Source organism: Clostridium sp. Marseille-Q5894 (assembly GCF_946902305.1).
In the GTDB taxonomy this organism is placed as follows: Bacteria; Bacillota_I; Bacilli_A; order Erysipelotrichales; family Coprobacillaceae; genus Thomasclavelia.
The window spans coordinates 43,704-69,602 of sequence record NZ_CAMPPT010000004.1 but is presented as its reverse complement, the minus strand read 5'-3'; the positions used below and the strand labels follow the sequence as shown (position 1 = coordinate 69,602).

32 protein-coding genes are annotated in these 25,899 nt (G+C 30.6%); 25 read left to right on the top strand and 7 right to left on the bottom strand.

Translation table 11 applies throughout. The features are described from left to right. The first annotated feature begins 194 nt into the window (after positions 1-194). The 3 genes from OC535_RS07450 to OC535_RS07440 all read left to right on the top strand — a co-directional run bounded on the left by OC535_RS07450 (position 195) and on the right by OC535_RS07440 (position 3,841). On the top strand, positions 195-1,043 hold the full coding sequence (locus tag OC535_RS07450) for a sulfide/dihydroorotate dehydrogenase-like FAD/NAD-binding protein (RefSeq protein ID WP_024721768.1): 849 nt from the start codon (positions 195-197) through the stop codon (positions 1,041-1,043). Continuing rightward, complete coding sequence (gene gltA, locus OC535_RS07445; RefSeq protein ID WP_024721767.1) at positions 1,043-2,431, top strand: NADPH-dependent glutamate synthase; 1,389 nt, start codon at positions 1,043-1,045, stop codon at positions 2,429-2,431. Before OC535_RS07450 ends, gltA begins: the two co-directional genes overlap by 1 nt. Positions 2,432-2,599: 168 nt before the next feature. Further along, on the top strand, positions 2,600-3,841 hold the full coding sequence (locus tag OC535_RS07440) for an IS256 family transposase (RefSeq protein ID WP_498822983.1): 1,242 nt from the start codon (positions 2,600-2,602) through the stop codon (positions 3,839-3,841). A gap of 106 nt (positions 3,842-3,947) precedes the next feature. On the opposite strand, the gene OC535_RS07435 is transcribed toward OC535_RS07440, so the two are convergent. Genes OC535_RS07435 through OC535_RS07420 form a run of 4 tightly spaced genes read right to left on the bottom strand, consistent with a single transcriptional unit; the run spans position 3,948 to position 6,468 of the window. Then, the gene (locus OC535_RS07435; RefSeq protein WP_024721766.1) at positions 3,948-4,454 is read right to left on the bottom strand and encodes a PepSY domain-containing protein; all 507 of its coding nucleotides are present in this window, start codon (positions 4,452-4,454) and stop codon (positions 3,948-3,950) included. After that, on the bottom strand, positions 4,451-5,512 hold the full coding sequence (locus OC535_RS07430) for a sensor histidine kinase (protein ID WP_227052416.1): 1,062 nt from the start codon (positions 5,510-5,512) through the stop codon (positions 4,451-4,453). Before OC535_RS07430 ends, OC535_RS07435 begins: the two co-directional genes overlap by 4 nt. Then, entirely contained in the window at positions 5,509-6,159 is a 651-nt protein-coding gene (locus OC535_RS07425) for a response regulator transcription factor (protein WP_024721764.1), read from the bottom strand. Before OC535_RS07425 ends, OC535_RS07430 begins: the two co-directional genes overlap by 4 nt. 3 nt (positions 6,160-6,162) lie before the next feature. Then, positions 6,163-6,468 carry a PepSY domain-containing protein gene (locus OC535_RS07420; RefSeq protein ID WP_024721763.1) on the bottom strand — a complete coding sequence of 102 codons (306 nt, stop codon included), beginning with the start codon at positions 6,466-6,468 and terminating at the stop codon, positions 6,163-6,165. A 117-nt stretch (positions 6,469-6,585) separates the two neighbouring features. Here OC535_RS07420 and OC535_RS07415 point away from each other — a divergent pair, with 117 nt between their 5' ends. From OC535_RS07415 to OC535_RS07335, 17 genes are all read left to right on the top strand, one after another. Then, positions 6,586-7,170, top strand: coding sequence for an NAD(P)H-dependent oxidoreductase (locus OC535_RS07415; protein WP_227052415.1), 585 nt, complete (start codon positions 6,586-6,588; stop codon positions 7,168-7,170). A gap of 2 nt (positions 7,171-7,172) precedes the next feature. Next, on the top strand, positions 7,173-7,715 hold the full coding sequence (locus OC535_RS07410; protein ID WP_498823508.1) for a GNAT family N-acetyltransferase: 543 nt from the start codon (positions 7,173-7,175) through the stop codon (positions 7,713-7,715). Between the two features lie 103 nt (positions 7,716-7,818). Then, positions 7,819-7,944: a helix-turn-helix transcriptional regulator gene (locus OC535_RS07405; RefSeq protein ID WP_227052413.1), complete on the top strand. Its 126-nt coding sequence runs from the start codon at positions 7,819-7,821 to the stop codon at positions 7,942-7,944. Then, entirely contained in the window at positions 7,905-8,330 is a 426-nt protein-coding gene (locus OC535_RS07400; RefSeq protein WP_227052410.1) for a hypothetical protein, read from the top strand. Before OC535_RS07405 ends, OC535_RS07400 begins: the two co-directional genes overlap by 40 nt. 279 nt (positions 8,331-8,609) lie before the next feature. Further along, positions 8,610-9,275, top strand: a complete 666-nt coding sequence (locus OC535_RS07395; protein ID WP_024721760.1) for a helix-turn-helix transcriptional regulator — start codon at positions 8,610-8,612, stop codon at positions 9,273-9,275. A 9-nt stretch (positions 9,276-9,284) separates the two neighbouring features. Next, entirely contained in the window at positions 9,285-10,925 is a 1,641-nt protein-coding gene (locus OC535_RS07390) for a putative manganese-dependent inorganic diphosphatase (protein ID WP_498823507.1), read from the top strand. Position 10,926: 1 nt separating this feature from the next. Continuing rightward, positions 10,927-11,208: an RNA-binding S4 domain-containing protein gene (locus OC535_RS07385; RefSeq protein ID WP_024721758.1), complete on the top strand. Its 282-nt coding sequence runs from the start codon at positions 10,927-10,929 to the stop codon at positions 11,206-11,208. Positions 11,209-11,337: 129 nt separating this feature from the next. Next, complete coding sequence (locus OC535_RS07380; protein WP_024721757.1) at positions 11,338-12,705, top strand: aminopeptidase; 1,368 nt, start codon at positions 11,338-11,340, stop codon at positions 12,703-12,705. Between the two features lie 533 nt (positions 12,706-13,238). Then, a complete protein-coding gene (locus OC535_RS07375) occupies positions 13,239-13,751 on the top strand; it encodes a GrpB family protein (protein ID WP_034595580.1) in 513 nt (170 codons plus the stop codon). A 48-nt stretch (positions 13,752-13,799) separates the two neighbouring features. Then, positions 13,800-14,096 carry a sporulation protein YabP gene (yabP, locus tag OC535_RS07370; RefSeq protein WP_024721752.1) on the top strand — a complete coding sequence of 99 codons (297 nt, stop codon included), beginning with the start codon at positions 13,800-13,802 and terminating at the stop codon, positions 14,094-14,096. Next, positions 14,096-14,524: a spore cortex biosynthesis protein YabQ gene (gene yabQ / locus OC535_RS07365; protein ID WP_081721145.1), complete on the top strand. Its 429-nt coding sequence runs from the start codon at positions 14,096-14,098 to the stop codon at positions 14,522-14,524. The genes yabP and yabQ overlap by 1 nt, the downstream gene beginning before the upstream one ends. Beyond that, positions 14,476-14,760 (top strand): FtsB family cell division protein, encoded by a 285-nt coding sequence (locus OC535_RS07360; protein ID WP_024721751.1) that lies wholly within the window; start codon positions 14,476-14,478, stop codon positions 14,758-14,760. The genes yabQ and OC535_RS07360 overlap by 49 nt, the downstream gene beginning before the upstream one ends. A gap of 40 nt (positions 14,761-14,800) precedes the next feature. Further along, a complete protein-coding gene (locus OC535_RS07355) occupies positions 14,801-15,577 on the top strand; it encodes an alpha/beta hydrolase (protein ID WP_024721750.1) in 777 nt (258 codons plus the stop codon). A gap of 38 nt (positions 15,578-15,615) precedes the next feature. Beyond that, entirely contained in the window at positions 15,616-16,437 is an 822-nt protein-coding gene (locus tag OC535_RS07350) for a Cof-type HAD-IIB family hydrolase (protein ID WP_024721749.1), read from the top strand. Next, complete coding sequence (locus tag OC535_RS07345) at positions 16,437-17,267, top strand: Cof-type HAD-IIB family hydrolase (protein WP_498823506.1); 831 nt, start codon at positions 16,437-16,439, stop codon at positions 17,265-17,267. Before OC535_RS07350 ends, OC535_RS07345 begins: the two co-directional genes overlap by 1 nt. Continuing rightward, complete coding sequence (locus tag OC535_RS07340) at positions 17,239-17,916, top strand: uracil-DNA glycosylase (RefSeq protein WP_498823505.1); 678 nt, start codon at positions 17,239-17,241, stop codon at positions 17,914-17,916. Before OC535_RS07345 ends, OC535_RS07340 begins: the two co-directional genes overlap by 29 nt. Beyond that, positions 17,909-19,066 carry a bifunctional folylpolyglutamate synthase/dihydrofolate synthase gene (locus tag OC535_RS07335; protein ID WP_498823504.1) on the top strand — a complete coding sequence of 386 codons (1,158 nt, stop codon included), beginning with the start codon at positions 17,909-17,911 and terminating at the stop codon, positions 19,064-19,066. Before OC535_RS07340 ends, OC535_RS07335 begins: the two co-directional genes overlap by 8 nt. 134 nt (positions 19,067-19,200) lie before the next feature. On the opposite strand, the gene OC535_RS07330 is transcribed toward OC535_RS07335, so the two are convergent. From OC535_RS07330 to OC535_RS07320, 3 genes are read right to left on the bottom strand one after another with little or no spacing between them, the layout of a single operon-like run. Then, positions 19,201-19,536, bottom strand: a complete 336-nt coding sequence (locus OC535_RS07330) for a spore coat protein GerQ (RefSeq protein ID WP_227052400.1) — start codon at positions 19,534-19,536, stop codon at positions 19,201-19,203. 55 nt (positions 19,537-19,591) lie between these two features. Continuing rightward, complete coding sequence (locus tag OC535_RS07325; RefSeq protein ID WP_227052399.1) at positions 19,592-19,936, bottom strand: spore coat protein GerQ; 345 nt, start codon at positions 19,934-19,936, stop codon at positions 19,592-19,594. 12 nt (positions 19,937-19,948) lie between these two features. Beyond that, a complete protein-coding gene (locus tag OC535_RS07320) occupies positions 19,949-20,368 on the bottom strand; it encodes a cell wall hydrolase (protein ID WP_227052398.1) in 420 nt (139 codons plus the stop codon). 223 nt (positions 20,369-20,591) lie between these two features. Here OC535_RS07320 and OC535_RS07315 point away from each other — a divergent pair, with 223 nt between their 5' ends. The 5 genes from OC535_RS07315 (at position 20,592) to OC535_RS07295 (ending at position 25,791) form a co-directional block, all read left to right on the top strand. Continuing rightward, the gene (locus tag OC535_RS07315) at positions 20,592-21,719 is read left to right on the top strand and encodes a glucose-1-phosphate adenylyltransferase (RefSeq protein WP_498823503.1); all 1,128 of its coding nucleotides are present in this window, start codon (positions 20,592-20,594) and stop codon (positions 21,717-21,719) included. Between the two features lie 15 nt (positions 21,720-21,734). Continuing rightward, positions 21,735-22,844, top strand: coding sequence for a glucose-1-phosphate adenylyltransferase subunit GlgD (glgD, locus tag OC535_RS07310; protein WP_024721742.1), 1,110 nt, complete (start codon positions 21,735-21,737; stop codon positions 22,842-22,844). Continuing rightward, positions 22,844-24,274 (top strand): glycogen synthase GlgA, encoded by a 1,431-nt coding sequence (gene glgA, locus OC535_RS07305; protein ID WP_498823502.1) that lies wholly within the window; start codon positions 22,844-22,846, stop codon positions 24,272-24,274. The genes glgD and glgA overlap by 1 nt, the downstream gene beginning before the upstream one ends. 138 nt (positions 24,275-24,412) lie before the next feature. After that, entirely contained in the window at positions 24,413-25,210 is a 798-nt protein-coding gene (locus tag OC535_RS07300; RefSeq protein ID WP_024721740.1) for a Cof-type HAD-IIB family hydrolase, read from the top strand. A gap of 59 nt (positions 25,211-25,269) precedes the next feature. Continuing rightward, positions 25,270-25,791, top strand: a complete 522-nt coding sequence (locus OC535_RS07295; RefSeq protein ID WP_024721739.1) for a hypothetical protein — start codon at positions 25,270-25,272, stop codon at positions 25,789-25,791. Positions 25,792-25,899: the final 108 nt, after the last annotated feature.

The window sequence follows — 25,899 nt, the reverse complement described above, 5'->3', positions numbered from 1 at the left end:
ATACAATATTATATTGCCTATAGTTATTAATATTTCATGTTTAGATTAAAACGCTTAATATTTAGTTTATGCATGATTTTAATACTTAGCTTTGATTAGAGGGGATATTGTATACAAAAAAAGCGAATTTTCATTGTTTTTTTTTGTTAAGCAAGCTACAATAAGTAGGTATAAATAATGTAGGGGGAATAAATATGTACAAGATTTTGAAAAAAGAAGTACTGAACGATGTGGTAGAACTGATGGAAGTTCATGCACCTTATGTTGCAAGAAAATGTGAACCTGGGCAATTTATCATCTTACGAGTAGGCGAAGATGGTGAAAGAATTCCATTAACAATTGCCGATTTTGATCGCGAAAAAGAAACAATTACAATTATTTATCAAATTGTTGGATATTCAACAAGAGAATTGGCTAAGTTAAATGCAGGTGACGAATTAACAGATTTTGTCGGACCATTAGGAGTGCCAACAAAATTTCATGAAGCTAAACATGTAATTGGTGTGGCTGGCGGTGTTGGTAGTGCACCATTATACCCACAACTTCGTGAGCTGGCAAATCGTGGGGTAGATGTTGATGTGATTATTGGTGGACGTGAAGCACAATATGTTTTACTTGCCGATGAGTTTAGAAAATTTTGTAAAAATGTCTATATCGCTACTGATGATGGATCTTTAGGGACTAAGGGATTTGTCACTACAGTATTAAGTGATTTAATTGAAAAAGGTGAAAGTTTTGATGAAGTAATTGCGATTGGTCCAGTACCAATGATGAAGGCTGTTGTTAATGTTACAAAGCCAAAAAATATTAAAACATCAGTATCATTAAATCCAATCATGATAGATGGTACAGGAATGTGCGGCTGCTGTCGTGTTAGTGTTGATGGTAAAATTAAATTTGCTTGTGTAGATGGACCAGATTTTGATGGTTTACAGGTTGATTTTGATGAATTGATGATGCGCCAAAGAATGTTTAAAGAAGAAGAACATACAGTTAACGAAAATGCGAACCGGATGTGTAATTTAATGGGAGGTGCAAAATAATGCCAAATATGTCATTGACCAAGGTTGTAATGCCTGAACAAGAACCAAATGTAAGAAATAAAAATTTTGATGAAGTTGCGTTAGGATATACGAAAGAAATGGCAATGGAAGAAGCAACACGCTGTTTAAACTGTAAGCATCAGCCATGTAAAAAAGGATGTCCTGTTGGAGTACCGATCCCCGAATTTATTCAGCAGGTTGCAGCTGGTGATTTTGAAGAAGCTTATAAAATAATTACTAGTGAAAATGCTTTGCCGGCAATTTGCGGACGAGTTTGTCCTCAAGAAAATCAATGTGAAGGTAAATGTGTACGAGGAATTAAAGGAGAAGCAGTAGGAATTGGACGACTTGAAAGATTTGTTGCTGATTATCATATGGCTAATGGTAAAGCGCCAGAATTAAAAATTGAAAGCAATGGGAAAAAAGTTGCTATCATTGGTTCTGGGCCAGCGGGAATTACATGTGCTGGAGAATTGGCTAAAAAAGGATATGATGTAACGGTATTTGAAGCTTTGCATAAAACCGGTGGTGTTTTATCATATGGAATTCCAGAATTCCGTTTGCCAAAATCTTTAGTTCAAAAGGAAGTTGATAATGTTTCGGCTTTAGGTGTTAAATTTGAAACTAATGTAGTTGTAGGACGTTCAATTACAATTGATGAGCTTCAAGAACAAGGATATCAAGGGATTTTTATTGGGAGTGGGGCAGGGTTGCCACGATTCCAGAATATTCCTGGTGAAAACTTGAATGGTGTTTATGCTGCTAATGAATTTTTAACGAGAGTTAATTTAATGAAAGGTTATGAATTCCCTGATCATCCGACACCAGTTAAAATTACCGATACAGTATGTGTTATCGGAGCTGGAAATGTTGCGATGGATGCGGCTAGAACAGCTAAACGTTTAGGGGCTAAAAATGTTTATATTGTGTATCGCCGAGGAGCTGAAGAAGTTCCAGCCCGCGCAGAAGAAGTACATCACGCAAAAGAAGAAGGAATTATTTTCAAATTATTAACAAATCCTGTTAAGATCGAAGGAGAAGATGGCTGGGTTAAATCAATGGAATGTGTTGAGATGGAACTTGGAGAACCTGATGAAAGTGGCAGAAGAAGACCAGTAGTAAAAGAAGGTTCAAACTTTACGATCGAAACAGGTACAGTAATCGTTTCAATTGGTCAGAGTCCGAATCCATTGATTAGACAAACGACACCAGGACTAGACACTCAAAAATGGGGTGGAATCATTGTTGATGAAGAATCAATGAAAACCAGCAAAGAAGGTGTCTATGCTGGTGGTGATGTTGTTACTGGAGCGGCCACTGTAATTCTTGCTATGGGGGCTGGTAAAACAGCAGCTAAAGCAATGGATGAATATCTTCGTGATAAATAAGGATAGAATCTATAAGGATGAAAAAAGTGTTTTACTGGTTTTAGTAAAACACTTTTATTATGTTTAGAAGGGAGTGTAAAATAAAGTGTGTAAGTAAGTAATATGTGTTATATTACTGCTACACACTTTTCTTATTATCAAAATTAAAAATATGGAGGTTAATGAAATATGGCAAGAATAAAAAGAGATCCAAAAACAGTAGCTTTGGCTCAACAAATTATTGATACTTATAATCCACAATCAGCACAGGATATGGATGAAGCTTTAAAAGATATTTTTGGACCATTATTTGAATCAATGCTTCAGGGAGAAATGAACAACCATCTTGGTTATGCATCTAACAGTAAAGAAGAAAAAAAGACATTAAACAGAAGAAATGGTTATTCTCCTAAAAAAATAAAAACATCAAGAGGAGAATTAGATATTAATATACCTAGAGACAGGGAGGCATCTTTTGAACCGCAAATTATTCCTAAGAGAACGAGAGATGTTTCGGACATTGAAAATAAAGTCATCTCAATGTATGCAAAAGGAATGTCTCAAAGAGATATATCAACCACAATTGAAGATATCTATGGATTTTCGGTTTCTCATGAAATGATTTCCGATATAACCGATGCTATCATTCCTGAACTGGAAAACTGGCAAAACCGACCACTATCTCAATGTTATGCATTCTTGTTTGTTGACTGTTTATATGTGACAGTAAGAAATGATTATGAGGTAAAGGAATATGCTGTATATGCTGTTTTAGGCTATGACATCAATGGAAACAAGGAAATACTGGGGTTATGGTTAAACGAGACAGAAAGCAAGCATAAATGGATGCAGATTTTTGATGAAATCAAAGCGAGAGGTGTGGAAGATGTTTTCTTTATATCTATGGATGGTGTTAGTGGACTTGAAGATGGTGCGAAAGCAATATTTCCCAATGTTGTGGTACAAAGATGTATTGTCCACCTTATAAGGAATTCTATTAAATATGTCCCAAGCAAGGATTATAAGCGATTTACACAATCATTGAAAAAAGTTTATGGAGCTCCTAGTTTAAAGGCGGCCAAAAACGCATTTGAAACATTCAAGAATGAGTGGAAACAATATCCGGGAGCAGTTGATGTATGGGAAAGGAACATTCATCATGTAGAACAGCTGTTTGATTATGGATCAGCCATCAGAAAAGTTATGTATACAACCAATGCAATTGAAAGTGTCAATTCAAGTTTTAGAAAGGTCATAAAAAAAGGAGCATTTCCAAATGAGACAGCGGTATTAAAAGTGTTATATTTAAGAGTTCTTGAATTATCGAAAAAATGGTCAGGTGGGCGTGTATCAAATTGGGCAATGGTTATGAATCAATTAATGATGGATGATAGATTTTCAACAAGAATCCAAAAATATTTAGAAAAATAAAATGACCTATATATACTCGATATAAGTCATTTCTATAGTTCTTTGACAATTTAATAAAATTACTTACACAAATTTCTTGACATTCCCGTTTAGAAAGTTAGAGTTGTTAATTACGATCTTCTTCATATTTAATAATTTCTCCGCTAATAGCATCGATATCGATTTCGTATTCAATATTACCGTTTTTAATTTCTATTTCATATTTTTGGATACCATCATCTATGTCCAATTCACATTTTACTAAGTATCCATTATTACCAACTTTTTCCATTGCAATTCTTTGGGCTTCATCAATGCTAATGGTTGTCGCTTGAGAATTGTTATTTTGAGATGCTTCATTAGAACTAGGAACATAGTCAGTATCTTTTTCATTTTTAATTATTTTGCCAGTATTAGCATCAACTTCAATTTCATATTTTTGATTATCACTAATGATTTCAAAATCATAGTAATCAATACCATCATCACGCTCTTTCTTGGCTTTGGTAACTTTGCCGTCAATAGCTTTCAATGCAATTTCCTGTGCTTCATCTAAAGAAATAGCTTCTACCGAACTATTTGTACATCCTGTTAAAATTATTGTAATAAATAAGATAGTCATTAATTTTTTCATAAGTCATTCTCCTTTAAATTGATTGTAAATTCTGTATATTCATTAATTTTACTGATAACATTAATTTGATAACCATAATAATCACATAATCTTTTAGCGATAGCTAAACCTAAACCAAAGCTGTTATTGTTTTGAACTCTTGATTCATCAACTTTATAAAAACGATTAAAAATATGATCTATTTTATCTTTATCGATCCCAATCCCATAATCTTTAATTTTAAGCTGATTTTCTAAATACTGGATTTCAATTCTGATTTCATTAGGTTTAGAGTATTTTACAGCATTATCTATTAAAATTATTAATAACTGTTTTAAATGCTCTTCATTAATTTTGATTTCTTGATGGGAATCGATCGTGACTGTAAAAATGATATTAGGGTTTAATTTTTTGAAATCTTCAACTGTATCATAAATAATGGGAACAATATCAATTTTTTTATCACACTTAACTTTTATTTCTCTAGTTAAATGTAATAATTCATTGCATAATGTAACTAAACGATCAACTTCTTTACTAGAGACTTCTAGCGCTGATGATAAAACCTTTGGATCATCTTTTCCCCAGCGTCTCAACATATCTAGATTTCCTTTAATGATAGCTAAAGGTGTTTTTAATTCATGAGATGCATCACTGACAAATTGACTTTGTTGATTTAAAGAATTTTCAAGCTGATCTAAAACGTCATTAAATTCTTTTCCTAACTGTCCAAGTTCGTCATTGTTATCTATTTGCAGACGGTGTTTTAAACCTTCTTTTTTTATCTGTTGAATACTGTTTGTAAATTTTTTTACAGTTTTTAAATATCGATCACTGATTGTTATGCCACAGATAATACTAGTTATTAGTGCTACTATAGTTAGAATGATCAACAAGATAATGATGATACTGGCAATTGGAGTCATTACTGCTTCATCCATAGCATAGATTTTACTAATGATCAAAAGATAATAAGACATATATATAAGCAAGATCAAACTGAAAAGACTGATAAAGATCATAATGATCAATGAAGTAGAGAAAGTTAATTGAAAGCGAAAAGAGTGATTTTTTTTCATATTAAACGATATCCGATTCCGCGAATTGTTTCAATTTTAATATCCGGCAGTTTGTTTCTTAGATAGCGGATATAAACTTCTACGACATTTGTTGAAACACTTTTTTCATAGCCCCATACTTCATTTAAAATTTCGTCTCTTGTAACAATATTGCCATTATTTTTTATTAATAATACTAATAAATCAAATTCTGTTGTAGTAAGTGAAACTTCTTTTTTCATAAATAATACTTGATGTTTTATAACATCAACTTCAAGATCTTTGTGTTTATACTTAAGAACATTACTTTGGATTTTTATCCGTCTAAGTAATGCGTTGATTCTTGCCAATAACTCTTCTATTGCAAAAGGTTTTGCAAGATAATCATCAGCACCAGCTTGAAGACCGTTAACTTTATCAATTACTTCATCGCGAGCTGTTAACATAATGATTGGTGTTTGTTTTTCTAGGCGGATACGTCGACATACCTCAATGCCGTTGATTCTTGGTAACATTAAATCAAGGAGGATCAGTTCATAATCCTGGTTAAGAGCTTTGATCAGACCAGTTTCACCATCAAAAGCTTGATCGCATAAATAATTTGCATGTGTAAGTTCTAGTTTTAAAAGATCTGACATGTTTTTTTCGTCTTCGATAATTAAAATCATTTATTATTCCTCCTTGTATTCATAGCTTGTAATGGTTCCATCTTTAGCGTCAATAATTACTTCGATTATTTCTTGATTAGAATTTTTGATTTTTAATTCATAATAAGTTTGAAGATTTTCGTATTCAATATTTGATGAGATAATTGTTCCCGGAAATCTATTTAGAGCAATTACATGAGCTTGATTTTTTGAATATTCAATGTTTTGTAACGTCACATGGAGGATATAAATACCAAATATTATAATCATCAGAATTATTATGGAAATAGTCAAAATTATTTGTTTTTTATACTTTAGAAATGTTTGCATCTTTATTTCCTCCTCATGTATATAATACCTTAATTTTTAATTTGATGCCTTAAAGTTTGATAATAAATAAATAAGAATTTTCTCATATTTCTTGTTATAATGGAAGGGGTGGTAATTATGAAAGTATTGATTATATACTGTCATCCTAGTAATAATAGTTTTACTTCAAGGGTGAGAGATGAATTTATTAAAGGATTAAAGATAAGTAATCATGAATATTGTTTATTAGATCTATATGATTTGAATTTTAAAGAAGCGTTTAGTGAGGCAGAGTATTTAAGAGAAGCATTTTATAATGATAAATTAGATATCCCTGAAGATGTGAAAAAACACCAGCAGCTGATTAATGAAAGTGATGCCTTAGTATTTATTTATCCGGTTTTTTGGACTGAAGCACCAAGTAAGTTAGTGGGCTGGTTCCAGCGGGTTTGGACTTATGGTTTTGCTTATGGCAGCAAGGCAAAAATGAAACAGCTGGACAAAGTATTGATGTTAGTGACGATGGGTGGCGATTTAACGGAAAAACTTCGTCAAAAACAGGTGGAAGCAATGAAAACCGTAATGCTGGGGGATCGCATTAATGATCGTGCTAAAGAAAAAGAAATGATTATTTTTGATCGGATGTCGCGAGATTATCCTAATCGTGAAGCTAATTATGAAGAAAATTTAAAACGTGCATATCAAATAGGGAAGGAGTTTTAAAAATGTATGTAGAAAGAATTAAAGATTCACTAGAAACACCAAGATTAAGATTAAGAAAGTTTAAGCGTAGTGACTGGGAAGCTGTTTATAAATATGGAAGTGATCCTAGAGTGCTAAAATATCTTGAATGGGCTGGAGTAACAACTAAACAAGAAGCGATGAGTAGTATTTATGATTATTATTTGAGTCGTGCCGGTATTTATGCAATTGTTTTAAAGGATACTGATCTATGTATTGGAGCAATAGATATTAGACTTGATGAAGCTAATGATAAAGCAGGTTTTGGATATTTGTTAGATCATGATTATTGGAATAAAGGCTATATGAGCGAAGTTTTGACGAAAATATTGGAATATTGTTTTGTGGATTTGAAACTAAATCGAGTTGAAGCACTGCATTATAAAATTAACGAGGCTTCTGGTAGAGTAATGGCAAAATGTGGAATGAAATTTGAGGGAATCGGAATTCAGGAATTAAAGGTAAAAGGTGTTTATCAGGATGCTGTTCACTATGGAATAACTAAAGAAATGTGGCAAAATCAATGATTTGGTCATTACAACTCCAAGTTGCTAAAAAATTGATAAAGGCAATGGTTTGTTGGTAGTAATAAAATCTTTGCTCATTTAAGATATGCATGAGGTGATAAAAATGGGTTTAAGTAATAATTTAAAAAAAGGGTTATCTCAAGAACAGTTAGCTAAACAGTTAAACATATCGCGACAGGCAGTATCTAAATGGGAAATGATAGTGGTTTACCAGAAGTGGAAACGTTGATTTCTTTAAGTGAAATATTTGGCTGTACAATAGATGATTTATTAAATTATGATCCTACCAGTAAACAAGAATATGAAAAACATTATAATTTAATGGCTAAGGTATATACTTTTGGCACAGTTTTTATTTTACTAGGAATTTGTGTATCTCTATTTACAGAGATTTATTTCCCGGAAAATACTAAATACGAGTTTGTTTGCCAAATTTTACTGTTATTCTTTGTTTTGATAGGGGTAATATGCTTTGTTTATTTTGGAATGATAGACGCACATTTTAAAAAGCAAAAAAATGAATTAAAGGATTTTTATAGTGAAAATGAACAGAGTAAGTTTGAACAAAAATATTCATTAGTCACAACTATAGGAGTAGGGATAATTATTGTGTAAATATTAGTTGAAAATATTTATAATGAAAACTTGGCTACTGCTTTATTCATGATTTTAATAACGGTAGCTGTGGGGATATTTGTATACTTTGGTACGCTTAAAAACAAGTATGATCTGGCTGATTTTTGAAGAAGAGAATTAATAGAAGAAATTATTTTAGTATTATTACAATGATAATTTATTGGTTAAAAACTATATTTTTTATTATCATGATAAAAAATGCTACTAATTTATTTAGAATTCGTGTATAATTGCAGTAAAGAGGAGTGATTAATAAAAATGTATAAATATTTGGAACCATATGCTGCAATGACAGAATTTTTAGGTAAAGCTTTAGGTGATAATGTAGAAATAGCTTTACACGATTTAACTTCTAAAGAACAAGAAATAGTTGCAATTGCAAATAATCATAATTCTGGAAGAGAAATCGGTGCTAAATTATCAAATTTATCATTACACTATTTGGAAGAAAAACAATACTTAGATCATGATTATGTATTGAACTATAAAACAACTGGACCTGATGGTAAATTGATGCGTTCAGCAACATATTTTATCAAAGAAAATGGTAAAGAAATGCCAGTAGGGATGTTATGTGTTAATGTAAATATTTCTGATTTAGAGTATTTGACATCGACGATTAAAAAGATCTTAGGAATCAAAGATGAAAAAGATATTGAATTTAGAATGGATAATCCAGTTGAAATCTTATCTTCTCCTTTAGATGAGATGATCGATATGTATATAAAAGAATGTTTGGAGAAGATGGGATTCCCAAGTTATTTTTTAGCTGAACGTTTAAATGTTGATGAAAAAATAAAAGTTGTTAAGTATTTACAAGAAAAAGGAACTTTTAAAGTGAAAGGTGCTATTGTGCTGGTTGCAGAAAAGTTAGCTGTTTCAGAACCAACAGTATATCGTTATTTAAAAAAGATGGAAAAATAGGAGGTTAAAATGAAAGAATTAGTTTATGTAAGTGGTCATAGAAATCCAGATACAGATTCTATCTGTTCAGCGATTGGATATGCGTATTTATTGAAAGCAATCAACCGTTATAATGCAGTTCCCGTTAGACTTGGTGAAATTAGTCGGGAAACGGAGTATGTTTTAAAAAGATTTAATGTAGAAATTCCGGTACTGCTTAAAACAGTTAAACAAAAAGTTGAAGATTTAAATTATGATAAAGTAACTGTTTTTTCTAAAGAATTAACATTAAAAACTGCATGGTCATTGATGAAGCAGCAAAATGTGAAATCAGCACCAATCTTAGATGATCATGGCCAGTTATTAGGTCTATTATCAACTTCTAATATTGTTGAAGGTTATATGGAAAAATGGGATAGTAGTTTATTAAAAGATGCTCATACGCCAATTGAAAATGTTATTGATACTTTAGAAGCATCAGTCCTTTATCTAAATCGTGATTTAAGATTTATAGAAGGTGACTTACATATTGCGGCAATGCGTGGTGAAGAAGCTAAAAAGCGGGTTAAGCCAGGTGATATTGTCATTATTGGTGGAGATCGTGATGATGCTGTTAATTCTATGATTGATGCTGAAGTTTCGTTGATCATTTTAACTGGGTCTTTGGATGTAGAAACAGAAGTCTTGGATAGATTAAAGGAAAAAGGAATTAGTGTTATCTCGACACCATTTAATACATATTTAACATCACAGCAAATTATTCAGGCAATTCCAGTTGAATATATTATGCAAAAAGGTGATTTGAAATTATTTACAACTGATGATACTTTAGATCATGTTAAAGAAGTGATGAGTGAAACGAGATATCGAAGCTATCCAGTATTAGATTTAAATAATCGTTGTGTTGGAAGTATTTCGCGTTTTGCGTTATTAAAGGGCTTAAGAAAAAAAGTTGTTTTAGTTGATCATAATGAAAGAGGACAGTCAATTCCAGGTATTGAAGAAGCGGATATTTTAGAAATCGTTGATCATCATAGGGTAGCGGATATCCAAACGATTGGACCATTATTGTTTAGAGGTGAACCTTTAGGATCAACAGCTACGATCGTAACAAAGATTTTTGAAGAAAATGACATTGAAATTCCGCAATCAATTGCAGGAATATTATTGGGTGCTGTGATTTCTGATACTTTGTTATTCAAATCACCTACATGCACTCCTGTTGATACTAAAACAGCACGCAAATTAGCTAAAATTGCTGGTGTTGAAATTGAAGAATTTGCTATGGAAATGTTCAAAGCAGGTACTTCATTAGTTGGTAAAACAGTAGAAGAAATTTTTAATCAAGATTTTAAAAAGTTCCCATTTGAAGAAGGAACTGTCGGAGTGGCTCAGGTTAATTCAATGGATATTGAAGGATTCTTGCCATATAAAGAAGATATGTTGAATTATATGAATAAATTTGCGGAAGATAATAACTTGGATTTCACATTATTATTGTTGACAGATATTATTAATGCAAATAGTGAAATTTTTGTTGCCGGACCTAAACCTCAATTAGTGGAACAGGCATTTGACATCTCTCTAACTGATTATCAGGCAACATTAAAAGGAGTTATTTCTCGTAAAAAACAAGTGGTTCCAGCGATTACTGCGGTGATGAGTAAATAAGATGAGATTAGATAAATTTTTGAAAGTTTCAAGAATTATTAAAAGGAGAACATTATCTAAAGAAATAAGTGAAAGTTCAAGAGTCAAGGTTAATGGAAAAGTCGCTAAACCTAGTACAAGACTTAAAGTTGGCGATGAAATTGAAATTGAATTTGGTCGTAGTTTATTAACTATTAAAGTTAAAGAGTTACGGGAACATGTGTTAAAAGAAGATAGTGCGATGCTTTATGAAATAATTAAAGAGGAAAGAATTGATCGGAATAATAAAGCTGCTGATAAATAATCAGTAGCTTTATTGATTTAAATGTGGAATTTATTGAAGATTCAATAATATAACAGTTTTTACATTCGTTATGATTGAGAATTTATTGAAATTGGTATACTATATATACAAAGTTGAAAGGAGATTTATATGTACGCAAAAAATGCATGGGAAAAATATAATGAAACGCAAATTAAAGAAATAATGAATTTTAATGAAGGATACAAGGACTTTATCACAAAAGGAAAAACAGAAAGATTATGTGTTAAAGAAGCTGTTAAAAAAGCGATGGCAGCTGGATATAAAGATTTAAATGATGTTGATATTTTAAAACCTGGGGATAAAGTATATGTTACTAATATGAATAAAAATATTGCTTTATTTGTGATTGGTAAACAATCAATTGAAAATGGTCTTAGAATCTTAGGAGCACATATTGATTCACCAAGATTAGATTTAAAACAAAATCCATTATATGAAAGTGAGGGATTTGCTTTATTAGATACTCATTATTATGGTGGAGTAAAGAAATATCAATGGGTGACAATTCCTTTATCAATGATTGGGGTTGTGGTGAAAAAAGATGGGACTGTGATAAATGTAAATATCGGTGAGGATGAAAATGACCCAGTTGTAGGGATTAGTGATTTATTGATTCACTTATCAGCTGATCAGTTAAAAAAAGAAGCAGCAAAAGTAATTGAAGGAGAAGATTTGGATGTCACTTTTGCAAGTATGCCACTAAAAGATACAGAAAAAGATGCTGTAAAAGCTAATGTTTTAAATATTTTAAAAGAAAAATATGATTTTGAAGAAGAGGATTTTTTAAGTGCAGAAATTGAAATCGTACCTAGCGGAAAAGCTCGTGACTATGGAATCGATCGTAGTATGGTCGCTGGATATGGACATGATGACCGTGTTTGTGCTTATACATCATTAATGGCAATTTTAGATATGGATATCCCAGAATATACTAGCTGTGCTATTTTAGTGGATAAAGAAGAAATTGGTAGCGTTGGAGCAACTGGGGCACACTCATTATTTTTTGAAAATATAATTAGTGAATTGTTATCTAAGCAAGGTGTTGATAGTTTTGTAAAAACAAGAAAAGCGTTAGCTAATTCAAAAATGTTGTCTAGTGATGTTAGTGCTGGTGTAGATCCTTTGTATTTGAGTGTTAATGATAAGAAAAATGCAGCTTATTTAGGAAGAGGAATAGTTTTTAATAAATATACTGGATCTCGTGGGAAAAGTGGTTCTAATGATGCTAATCCAGAATATATGGCACAGATTAGAAATGTTCTTGATGAAGCTAATGTTTATTATCAAACTGCAGAACTTGGTAAGGTTGACCAAGGTGGTGGAGGTACGATTGCTTATATTTTAGGTAACTATAATATGAATGTAATCGATGCTGGAGTAGCGGTATTGAATATGCATGCTCCAATGGAAATTGTTAGTAAAGTAGATGTCTACGAAGCTTATTTAGCTTATCGTACGTTTTTACAAAAAATTTAATTAATAGACCGTTAATAAAATATTTATTAACGGTTTTATTTTTTATTTAATAAAAATTTGGATTTATCTGGTGAAGCTGGTATAAAATAAATTTTGATTTTTTTATTATTTATAAATTACTATACAAATTTTTCATTATAGAATATATGATTTTAATAAGTAAAATAGGATAATAAAAAATAAAAATGTTTACTAAAATTATTATTTAGGTTATAATGGGTAGCCTAGAGATAAAATATGAAAAAATGATGACAAAAAGATGATTATTTAGCTTGTTCATTAACAATGATGCAAGAGGATATGAATAAAATATTTTCATATTATTATTTCTAGAAATAGAGAATATTAATAATCTGTATAGTCATTGAAACATTTAAGATGATTTTTATTTATTTAACGATAAAGCGGCTAGTAATATAAGTGATATAAAAAAGATGGTTTTTAATGGTAGTTATAAAAATTTGATTTAAAATAAGAAGTTTTTAAATTTTGTTGTTTATGATATAATCGATACTAAGGCGGTGATTAAATTGATGATTGAAATTGTTGATTATAATGAGAAGTGGCCGTTAAAATATGCTGCAGAAGCTAATGATATTCGTAATATTATCTCAAGTAATTTAGTCTCTATTTATCATATTGGCTCTACTGCAATAAAAGGATTAAAAGCTAGAGCGGTTATCGATGTTTTAATTGTCGTTAAAAAAATAGAAGTGATAGATGAACTAAAAAAACAGTTTGAAAAGTTGAATTATGTTTGTTGTAAAGACGAATTGGATAGATATTGTTTTAAAAAGAATGATGGTAGTTTTTGTTTATATGTATTTTCAGTTGAAGATGTTAAAGAAATTGAAAAATATTTAGCTATTTCTCTTTATTTAAAAGAACATTCAGAAGTAGCATCTGAATACACTGATTTAAAAATGAAGATTGCTAATAAATATCGTAATGATAAAAAATATATTAAAGAAAAAAATAAGTTTATTACTAAAATAGAAAACGATGCTTGCAACTGGTATCAAAGTAAAAATATTCATGTTGTATAGTGGTTCTTATTTAAAGATTTTTTCATATTATTAACTGGAGGTAATAATATGGAAAATAATAATATACGTTTTGAACATACTCCTTATCATAATGTTTATTTGAAAGATCGGAAGAATATTGAATTAACAGGTGTTAAAAATATTGAAAGTTTTGATTCATTAGAATTTTTGATTGAAACATCACTAGGTTTTTTGAATATAACGGGTAGCGAGCTTTCTCTAACAAGACTTGATCAGGAAAAAAGTGAAGTTAGTATTAAAGGAAATATCGATTCGATATCCTATGTATCAAATAAAAAGGGACCTAAATCTAAAGAAAGTGTTTTTAATAAATTACTTAAATAATGGATCTAATTAGACAGATTCAGGGAATTGGTTATTCACTTGTTTATGGATTTGTGTTTACTTTTGTTTACAGTCTTATCAATCGTTTGCTTTATAAATACCACCAATGCATTATTAGACTTTTTTTACAGATTATTATTGGTATTATTTTTGGGTATATTTATTATCTTGGTTTGTTAAGGATCAATAATGGTGTAATTAGGATATATTTCTTTGTTAGTATGTTGATTGGATATATATTGTATCTTAACTACTATAGCTACTATATGTTTATTTTGATTGAATTGATTGTAAAAATGATTAAATATATTTTAAGACCGATAATATTTCTTTTTAGAAAAGTTAATGGTATAATAAAGCGGGTAAAGAGGGTGATGAGATGGCCAAAAGAAAAGTTTTCAAAACAGTCAAAGGATTCTTGTACATGATTATTGGATGCGGATTGTTGTTGACGTTGTTTAATAGTATGGTAACGGTCTATCAGCATCAAGATGAAATAGCCATATTGAAAAAGGAAAAAGCGGCTGTTACTAAAGAAAAAAAAGCATTAGAAAATGAAATAGATTTATTGAATGATGAGGATTATGTGACTCGTTATGCTCGTGAAAATTATGTTTTTACACGTGATGGAGAACAGGTTTCGATTATTCCCGGAGTTAAATAATAAGCACATAGTGCTTATTTTTGTTATGGAGGTAATAAAGATGTTTATTGAAAAAAATTTTTATATGAAGTCATTGAGACGGATGCGAAAAGTTACGATCTATGTTCCTGATGATTATCAAACTAGTAACAAGCGTTATCCGGTTTTATACATAAACGATGGTCAAAATGCTTTTTTTGATGATAAGGCATATATGGGAATTAGCTGGGGCTTTTATGATTATGTAAAATCAGTTGGTTTAGATGTTATTATGGTGGCGATTCCATGCAATTTTCATTTAAATAAACGCGAAGACGAATATGGCCCATGGCCGATTGGTAAAGACATTTTAGAAATGGAATACGGTGATGATAGTTTGAAAATTGGTGGTGAGGGTAAAAGATATTTGCAGTTTATTATAAAACAGCTAAAACCGTATATCGATAGTCATTTTCCAACTCTTAAAGATGATTGTGCAATGGTAGGCAGTTCAATGGGAGGAATCATCACTAGTTATGCAGGAATAAAATATAGTCATATTTTTAAAAAGACTGCGTCCCTTTCAACTGCATACTGGTTTTATGTCGATCAATTTTGTGAATTGATTGATAAAAGTGATTTAAGTCAAGTTGAATGTTTTTATTTTGATTTAGGTGGAGATGAAGGAAATGGTAATAAAATGGTAAGCCAGATTTATTATGGAAGTAATGAGATCATTTATCAAAAGATGATTAGGAAGTGTGATAAAGTTGAAGTCCGATTTTTTGAAGGTGCTAGTCACAATGAGGAAGAATGGCGTAAAAGAGTACCAATATTTATGGAATTGTTTTATGGATAAAAAAGGTGATCATTTGATATTATAAAGCGAGGTTAAGTATGTATAGGCTGATGTTGTCAGATTTGGATGAAACTTTACTAGTAAATCATCATGTTCCGGATTTTAATATTGAAGCAATAAAAAAAGCTCGTGCTAAAGGTTTGAAGTTTGTACCGGCAACGGGAAGAGCATATAATATGATTTTAGATATTTTAAAAGAAATTGGAACTTATGATCAAGCTGATGAATATTCAATTTGTTTTAATGGTGGATTAATAATTGAAAATAAAAATAATCGTATTTTAAATTTTAAAGGTCTTTCTTTTGAAAGTGCAAAGTTGTTGTTTGATAAAGCCAGAAATTATGATGTTTGTATTTTGGTTTTTACATTGGATATGTGCTACATATATAATGCTAATGATGATGAAGTAAAACGAAAGACTGATCAAAAAGCACCATTTATAGTAGTGGATGATTATAATTTTGAGATATTTAAAGATAAACAAATAGCTAAAATTTTATATCAGAAAAAAGATATGAAATATTTAAAAATGATTGCTCATGAATTAAATGAATTTACTAAGGATCAAATAGCTGTTAGTTATTCATCAAATCGTTATCTAGAGTTTAATGCTTTAGGAGTAAACAAGGGTTACGGTTTAAGGTGGTTGGCTGATTACCTGGGAATAGATTTAAATGAAACAATTGCTATTGGTGATAATTATAATGACGTCGAAATGATAAAAACAGCAGCTTTGGGGATATGTGTTGCATGTGGTGATAATGAAATTAAAGAATTGGCACAATATGTTACAAAAAGTGATTATTATCAAGGAGCGGTTAAAGAAGTTATTGAAAAATTTGTATTGGAGGAAAAATAATGGGTTATAAATTAATTGTTTCTGACTTAGATGAAACACTATTAAATGATGACCATCATGTTGGTCAAAGAAATCAAAATGTCATTTTAAAAGCGCGAAAAGAACATGGAATTAAATTTGTTCCAGCGACAGGTCGAGGCTTTATGCAAATTCAAACGGAACTAAAGGAATTGGAATTAAATGATTTGGAAAATGAATATGTTATTTCCTTTAATGGCGGGGCATTAACTGAAAATAAAGATAATCGACTTATTGAATTTAAAGGTTTATCATTTGCAAAGGTGAAAGAAATATTTGAAGCAGGATTAAATTATAATGTTTGCCAGCATATTTATACTCCGGATACTGTATATGTTTTTAATTTGAGTGATTCAGAGAAAAAACGCCTTGCTAAACTTAAATTTGAAATTGTTTATTGTCAAGAAAATAGCATTGATTTTTTAAAGGATATTCCGATTGCTAAGATTCTTTATCAAAATGATGATGTGCCATATTTGATGAGTTTAGAAAAACCATTGGAACCGATTATCGCAAATTGCGTAGAAGTGAGCTATTCATCAAATCGTTATATGGAATTTAATGCTTTAGGAGTAAATAAAGGACAAGGGTTGATTGATTTAGCGAATAAATTAGGTATTGATATTAAAGATACGATTGCAGTTGGTGATAATTATAATGATATTTCAATGTTGAAAGTGGCAGGATTAGCAGTAGCCGCTAATAATGCTGTTGATGATGTTAAAGAGATATGCGATTATGTTACTAAAGCTGACTGTAATGAAGGGGTTGTAGCAGAGTTGATTGAGAGGTTTATTTACAATGAGATTTAAAGATATTGTAGCTGTTGAATTTGAACAAGAGTATTATAAAAAATTACATCGTTTTGTTGAAAATGAATATTTACATAAAACAATATTTCCACCACGTCAAAATATTTTCAGAGCTTTAAATCTTTGCGATTATGAAGATGTTAAAGTAGTTATTTTAGGACAAGATCCATATCATGAATTACATCAGGCAAATGGGCTGGCATTTAGTGTTTATCCAGGTGTTAGAATTCCCCCAAGTTTAATTAATATATACAAGGAGCTAAGTGATGATGTCCATACTACCATGCCTAATAATGGTGATTTAACCAAATGGGCTAAACAAGGCGTTTTATTGCTTAATAATGTACTGACAGTTGAGCAGGGAAAAGCCAATAGTCATGCTGGTATTGGTTGGGAGACTTTTACTTTGAATATAGTAAAGGCCTTAAATAAAAGAGAAAAACCAATGGTATTTATTTTATGGGGAAGTAATGCTCGTAGTAAGAAACAATATATTGATACAACTAAACATTTAGTTTTGGAAAGCGCACATCCTTCACCACTTTCTGCTCATCGAGGTTTTTTTGGCTCTAGACCGTTTAGTAAAACTAATGAATTTTTAATTAGAAATAATATGACTCCAATTGATTGGCAGATTGATAATGTTTGATAATATTAAAGAAGCTGTTGATTATATCGAATCAAAAAGAGTTAAGCGTTCATTTGAACAGTTTCAAGAAATTGTTAATAAATATCATTTTAATCTTCATCAAAAAAATATGATTCATGTTGCGGGAACTAATGGTAAAGGATCAACAACAAATTTTATTAAAGAAATATTGATGAAACATGGATATACTGTAGGAACGTTTACCTCGCCATATATGCTTGTTCATAATGATCGTATTTGTATCAATGGTGAGATGATTAGCGATTCTAAATTACTTGAAATCATCAATGGATTAATTGATATTATTGAAATTGAAAAATTATCGATGTTTGAAATAGATGTGCTAATAATGTTGCGTTATTTTAATGAATGTGATTTAGATTATCGAATCATTGAAACTGGTATTGGTGGTTTAAATGATAAAACAAATGTTATTGATAGTATTTGTAGTGTTATTACCAATATTGGTTATGACCATCAATTTATGTTAGGTGATACTTTAGAGGAAATTGCTTTACAAAAAGCGGGAATTATTAAAACTTGTAAACCGTGTTATATAGTAAAACAAAGAAATCAGATAAATGATATTTTTAATCGGGTTTGTGAAATAAATAACAGTAAATTGCATATTGTTGAAATTGATAATATTACTAAATATCCTTATGTATTTAATTGTTTAGATCATATTTATAAATTAGAAAACTGTGGTAGTTATCAAATTAATAATGCGGCTCTTGCAATTACCGTATGTAATGATTTAATTGAATTAGATAATGATTTGGTACAAGTAGCTTTAGATGATTTTAGCTGGCCGGGAAGATTTGAACGTTTTGGGAATATTTATTTAGATGGTGCTCACAACATTGATGGAATTTTGGCTTTAATTCAAACGTTAAAAGATCAGAAGTTAGAAGATGTAGTGATTGTGTTTAGTGCTTTAGGTGATAAAGATATTAGTGAAATGTTGGAACTGCTAAAGGATTATCCTGTAATTCAGGCAAGTTTTGAAGATGAGCGTTTAAAATCAGATGCTCTAGATTTTAAAGATGTTTTTAATCAAGTACAGGGTAATTATAAAAATATTGTTGTAACGGGATCGTTGCATTTCATTAGTGCAGTGCGAAAATATTTAAAAAATTATCTTGGATAAAGGTTTTAATCTGTTTTGAAAATCGAATAAAAACAAAGCAAAATAAAAAAGATCATATGCTATTAATTTTTAATAGTTTATGGTCTTTTCTTATTTACCAAATTACTAATTTATGAGTCTAAAGCTGATGTCTTTTATTGGTAGGAGAATTGAAAATCTAATTTTTCATCAAACTCTGACCATAGTAAATAAAGATAAGATAATAAATAGCGTCTTTCACTATTAGGATCTTTAATAATAAAATAATCACGACCAGCATCTTCAATTATTCCTACATAACTTTTGTCACGCCATTCATTACTGCCGTTATAAGTAAAATAAAAAGTACCTAATTTACCAGTGTTTAATTTGATAATATTTCCTAGGTACGATTGTCCAATAGCACCAGGATTTATGGCAGGAGTTTCTGGCGATGGAGTTTGATTATCCTGTCTTACTAAATAAGGGTTTAAATCATCAAAATAATTCATACATACACTCCTTTTAATTAATACCTGTTTAAATAGTTATTGATTTCCAATCCTCTTATTGATAAGAAAATTGGAAATCTAATTCTTCGTTAAATTCAGACCATAATAAATAAACAAAACTTAATAAATAACGTTTTTCGCTATTAGGGTCTTTGATAATGAAATAATCACGACCAGCATCTTCGATTATACCTACATAACGTTTATCGCGCCATTTTTCACTATCGCCATAAGAAAAATAAAAGGTACCTAATTTACCAGTGTTCAATTTAATGATATTTCCTAAATATGATTGTCCAATAACACCAGGATTGATTGCTGGCATTTCTGGAGTATTTTCTGGGGGTGTTTGGTCATCCTGTCTTACTAAATAAGGGTTTAAATCATCAAAATAATCCATAATATCTCTCCTTTAAAAATCGCATTTTAAATCAGAACCTGGGTCATAAAAGCAATGGTTTTGAAAACGTCCAGAAAGGTAACCATAAAATTGTTCTGGACAAACTACATTTGTACCAGGGTTTTTAAACCATAAAGCATAAGTTGCAGGTGGGTTTCGATAACCCTGGATCGTTCTTAAAGCCAATTCTTTTTCTTTGGTGTTAACAGGACCGTTAAATAGAGGTGTGTTTACCCCAGCAAAAGCATTTTTCTGATATACGGCCTCAGTAATAGTAACAACATTTCTAAATACATCACACATCGCAGCCACGCGATTAATGACAACATTACCGACTAAAAGCATACCTTCTTCACCTTCACCTAAAGCCTCTGATTTGATTAGGCGGGCTAATAGTTCAACCTCACTGCTATTGTAAGCTACCCGTGCCATTTTTTCACCTCGGTACATTTATATGATTGATCAAAGATTTTATGATATTTTTATTTGGGAAATGATTTTATTATATTGTTTTTGTAAAAAGATAATTTAGAGTATAATATATGACAAGATATATAATTATATTTTGTGATAATTAAACTCGAATTTATTTCTAAATTGTGATAGAATTAAATTATGGTTAAAGCGCTTACATTCAGACAAGGAGGTATTTGAAATGGGAAGAGAGATTGTCGCAATGATTTTAGCTGGAGGAAGAGGTACTCGTTTAGAGGCATTAACAGCTAAAGTTGCTAAACCAGCAGTTCATTTTGGAGGAAAGTATCGTATTATAGATTTCCCTTTAAGTAACTGTGCTAATTCGGGGATTGATATTGTTGGTGTGTTAACACAATATGAATCTGTTTTATTAGGTACTTATGTTGGTGCCGGAACAAAATGGGGGCTTGATGGTAAACAGTCATTAGCTGCTATTTTACCAGCTCGTGAAAGAGGGAAAGTAGGAGCTACCTGGTATGCTGGAACAGCTGATGCTATTTATCAAAATATTAGTTTTCTTGATCAGTATGATCCTGAATATGTTTTGATTTTATCAGGTGATCATATTTATAAGATGGATTATGATAAAATGCTTACAGCTCATAAACAGCGAAAAGCTGACGCAACTATTGCTGTATTAAATGTATCATTAAAAGAAGCAAGTCGTTTTGGAATTATGAATACTAACGAAGATGGAAGTATATATGAGTTTGAAGAAAAACCAGAAAAACCAAAATCAACATTAGCTTCTATGGGAATTTATATTTTTACTTATAAACAATTAAGAAAATATTTAATTGCAGATGCTAAAAAAGCAGATAGTAAACATGATTTTGGTATGAATATTATTCCGGATATGTTAAATGATAACAAAAAATTATTTGCATATGAATTTGAAGGATACTGGAAAGATGTTGGAACTGTAGAAAGCTTATGGCAAGCTAACATGGATCTATTAAAAGATAAAGAATTGGATCTTTATAATATTAGAAAAGAATGGAAGATCTATACAGAAGATACATTAGGTAAACCACAAATCATTGGTGATAAAGCTGAAGTTAAAAATTCTTTAATTACCCAAGGATGTTTAGTAAATGGTAAAGTTGAAGGATCAGTTTTATTTAATAATGTTAATGTTGGTGAAGGTGCTAAAGTAATAGATTCTGTATTAATGCCAGGTGTATTGGTAGAAGAGGGTGCCGAAGTATACAAAGCCATTGTTGATGAAGGCGTTGTGATTAGAGCTAAGAGTAAAATTAATGAAGAAGCAAAGAAAGTCGCTTTAATAAGTGATAATAATAAGTAGGGGAGGAAGATAGAAATGGCAAAAGCAATAGGATTGGTTAATCTACATTCAGATGTGGATTTTGTAGGGCTTACAGAAAGAAGACCAGTAGCATCTGTTAGTTTTTTAGGTCGTTATGCATTGATTGACTTTGTTTTATCAAATATGTCTAATTCAACTATTGATGCAGTAGGGGTGTTGATTCAAAAGAAACCACGTTCATTGTTTAAACATTTAGCAGGTGGAAATTCTTGGAATTTTAACTCAAAAGCTGGAGGTGTTTCTTTCTTATATAATGAAAGATATGCAAATAACCCTAATTATAATCACGATATTAATAATTTGATTGAAAATATTGCGTTTTTGGAAGCTAATAGTGCTGATTACGTAGTGATCGCTCCAGCTCATATTATTACAACTATGGATTATAGTGATGTAATTGAAAATCATGAAAAAGCTGGTGCTGAAGTTACAATGGTTTATAAAAAAGTACATGATGCTAATGAAGCATATATTGGATGTGACTGTTTAACAGTTAAAGATAAAATAGTTACTAAAGTTGAACGTAATAAAGGAAGTCGTAAAGATCGCAGTATTTCATTAGAAACTTATGTAATTAATACTAAAGTGTTATTGAAAATTATGAAACAGGCTCAAAAAATTAGTTCATTCTTTAGTTTACGAGATGTGTTGGCTTATTTATGTGATGAAAAACAAATTAATGCTTATGAATATAAAGGTTATGCTCGCTGCATGGATTCATTAGAACATTATTATCAATATTCATTAGAATTCTTGGATCTAGATATTTCATCAGCTGTGTTTAAGAGTAACTGGCCAATTTATACAATTACAAATGATACACCACCAGCTAAATATTTAACTGGTTCAGATGTTAGAAAAAGTATTGTCGCTAATGGTGCAATGATCAATGGAACTGTAGAAAATAGTATTATTGGACGTAATGTTGTAATTGGTAGTGGTGCAGTTGTTAAAAATTGTATTTTGATGTCTGGTGCAGTCGTTAGTCCAGGTGCTGTTCTTGAAAATGTGATCATGGATAAAACTTCTAAAGTACAACGGCAATTAAATTTAAATGGTGATAGTTATACACCGTTGTATATTAAAGAAGGAGATGTGGTTTAATGCGGGTTTTGTTTGCAACTTCAGAAGCTACTCCATTTATTAAATCTGGAGGACTTGCTGACGTATTAGGTTCTTTACCTAAAGAGATGGTAAAAAAAGGTGTTGAAAGTATCGTTGTTTTACCAAAGTATCAAGATATGAAATTAGCGGATGAAATTGAATTTGTTACTAATTTCGATATTTGGGTAGGATGGCGTAAGGTTTATTGTGGTATATTTACTTATGTGTTGGATGGAGTGCGTTTTTACTTCATTGATAATGAACAATATTATCGTCGTCCAGGTTTATATGGTTATGATGATGATTATGAGAGATTTGCTTATTTTGATTTTGCAGTACTTGAATTAATTTCTCATTTGGATATTAAGCCGGATATTTTACATTTGCATGATTGGCAGACAGCAATGATTGCAATGTTATATAAAGAAAGATATTGTTATTATGAACATTATGATAATATTAAAATAGTCTTTACAATTCATAATATCGCATTCCAAGGGAAAGCAGATCCTAAATTGTTAAGTGAGTTATTTGGATTGGATAATTATCTATATTATAACGGTAACTGTCGAAATGATGGATGTTTAAACATGATGAAGGCTGCTATTTTCTATAGTGATATTGTTACAACAGTATCACCAACTTATGCACGTGAGATCTTAACACCTGAGTATGGTGAAGGGTTACAAAATATTTTAGAGATGCGTAAGTATGATTTGTATGGAATTTTAAATGGTGTTGATTATGATGTGATCAATCCAGAAACTGATCCTCAAATTGTCAAGAATTATAATGTTGATACAGTATTTACAGATAAAGTTGTTAATAAATTGGCGCTTCAAAAAGAGGTTGGATTACCTGAGAATAAAGATGTAGCATTAATTGGGATCGTAACTAGATTGACTAAACAAAAAGGATTGGATTTAATTATAAATCAATTCAGCGAAATGTGTAGTCGTGATGTTCAAATTGTTATCTTAGGTGCTGGAGATCGGACATATGAAGATGCTTTAAAAGGAATAGCTTATCATCATCCGGACAAAGTTTCTTTACAATTAAAATATGATTTTGGACTATCTTGCCGTATTTATGCTGGTTGTGATATGTTCTTAATGCCATCATTATTTGAACCTTGTGGTTTATCACAAATGATGTCGCTTAGATATGGTACGATTCCAATCGTGAGAGAAACGGGTGGTTTGAAAGATAGTGTTGAGCCATATGATGAGTATGCTAATACTGGTACAGGGTTCAGTTTTGCAAATTATAATGCCCATGAAATGATGAGAACGATTGATTATGCTTTAAAAGTATATGATAATGCTCCTGATGCATGGCATCAAATTATGATTAGAGCGATGAATGCTAAACTTGATTGGGATGCTAGTGCTGACCAATATTTGAAAGTATTTAATTCGTTAATGGAATAAAGGCAGAGCAATCTGTCTTTATTGCTTCCATAGAGGTCATGATAGATTTTGATGTGGAGATTGATATTTTTTGGGTATTGTCTTATTTAGATATAAAGAAAATTTTAAATTTATAAACTGAAAGGAAAATATGTAGTTATGATAAAAATAATTTTTTTTGATGTTGATGGTACCCTTATTTCTAAAGAACGATCTTACATTAGTGAAAAGGTTTTGGTGGCATTAAAACAGTTAAAAGAGCAGGGAATAAAATTATTTATAGCAACAGGACGTCATTATTTAGAATTGGGATTGTTAGGAATCAATGAGCAGTTTACTTTTGATGGATATTTAACATTGAACGGAGGATATTGTTTTGATCATAAAGGAGTTATTCATAGTAATCCGATTGATAAAGAAGATGTTAAAAGAGTTGTTGAATATACAACTAAACATAATTTAGCTTGTAGTTTTGTTGAAAGTGATGGTTTATATGTTAATTTAGTTAACGAACTAGTTGAAAATGCTCAAATTTTTTTGAATACACCGATTCCACCAGTCAAAGATATAACTAGAGCAATAGAAAATGATGTTTATCAAATTGACCCTTTTGTAACTGCTGAAGAAATAAAAAAAATCATGGCTTTAACTAAACATTGCAAATATACCCAGTGGTATGAAAGTGGCTACGATGTTATACCTAAAGCTGGAGGAAAGCAAGATGGGATAAAAGCGATTATTGATCATTACGGGATTAAAATAAGTGAAGTTATGGCTTTTGGTGATGGTCATAATGATATAGAAATGTTATCATTTGTAGGAACTGGTGTGTGTATGGCAAATGGTCATGATGATTCTAAAAAGGTTAGTGATTTTGTGACTGGTAGTGTCTATGATGATGGAATTGTGACAGCATTAGAACATTATAAATTAATTGAGATAAAAAATGACTATTAAATATGGTTGTAATAATAGTTAGAGTTGTGTAAAATTAGAATAGTAGAGGAGTGGTTGTAATGAAAAAACTGATTCTAATAATTATTACAACTTTATGTTTAAGTCTTATTGTTGCATGTGGTGCACTTGACCGAGAAGTGAATTTAGAGAAAAATGGAAAAAAATATAGTACAGAACAGGGTGTTAGTTTTTATTATCCTAATGATTTTGAAATCAATCTAGATTCTAAAGATAATAGTACAGTGAAATTTTCTAAGGATAATAATATGTTGTATTTCACAGTGTTAAAAGATGAATCTGATAATGTGCTGGAAGATAAGGATGAGCTGTATACTGGAGAACTTGAGCAGGGTGGAGCTTCTTCCATAGAAGTATCACGACCAGTACTTGATAGCGGACTAAGTGTATATCAATATATTTTTACATACAGTGATACAGGAATTAAAGCTATGGAAATTGTTTATTTTGGTGATAATAATACTTATATTTATGGTTATTGTGCCACGAAAGATGATTATGATGCTAATGAAAAAGATATGCGAGTTTATTTACAAAGTTTTTCAAAGTCAACAGGGAAATAAGTTGTATTTTAGATATTATTTTGTTAAGATATGTTTAAATTATAGATAAAAGGAATAAAATTATTAGAAGTTTATAAATATATTTTAGAGATGAAAAAATTATTTTTA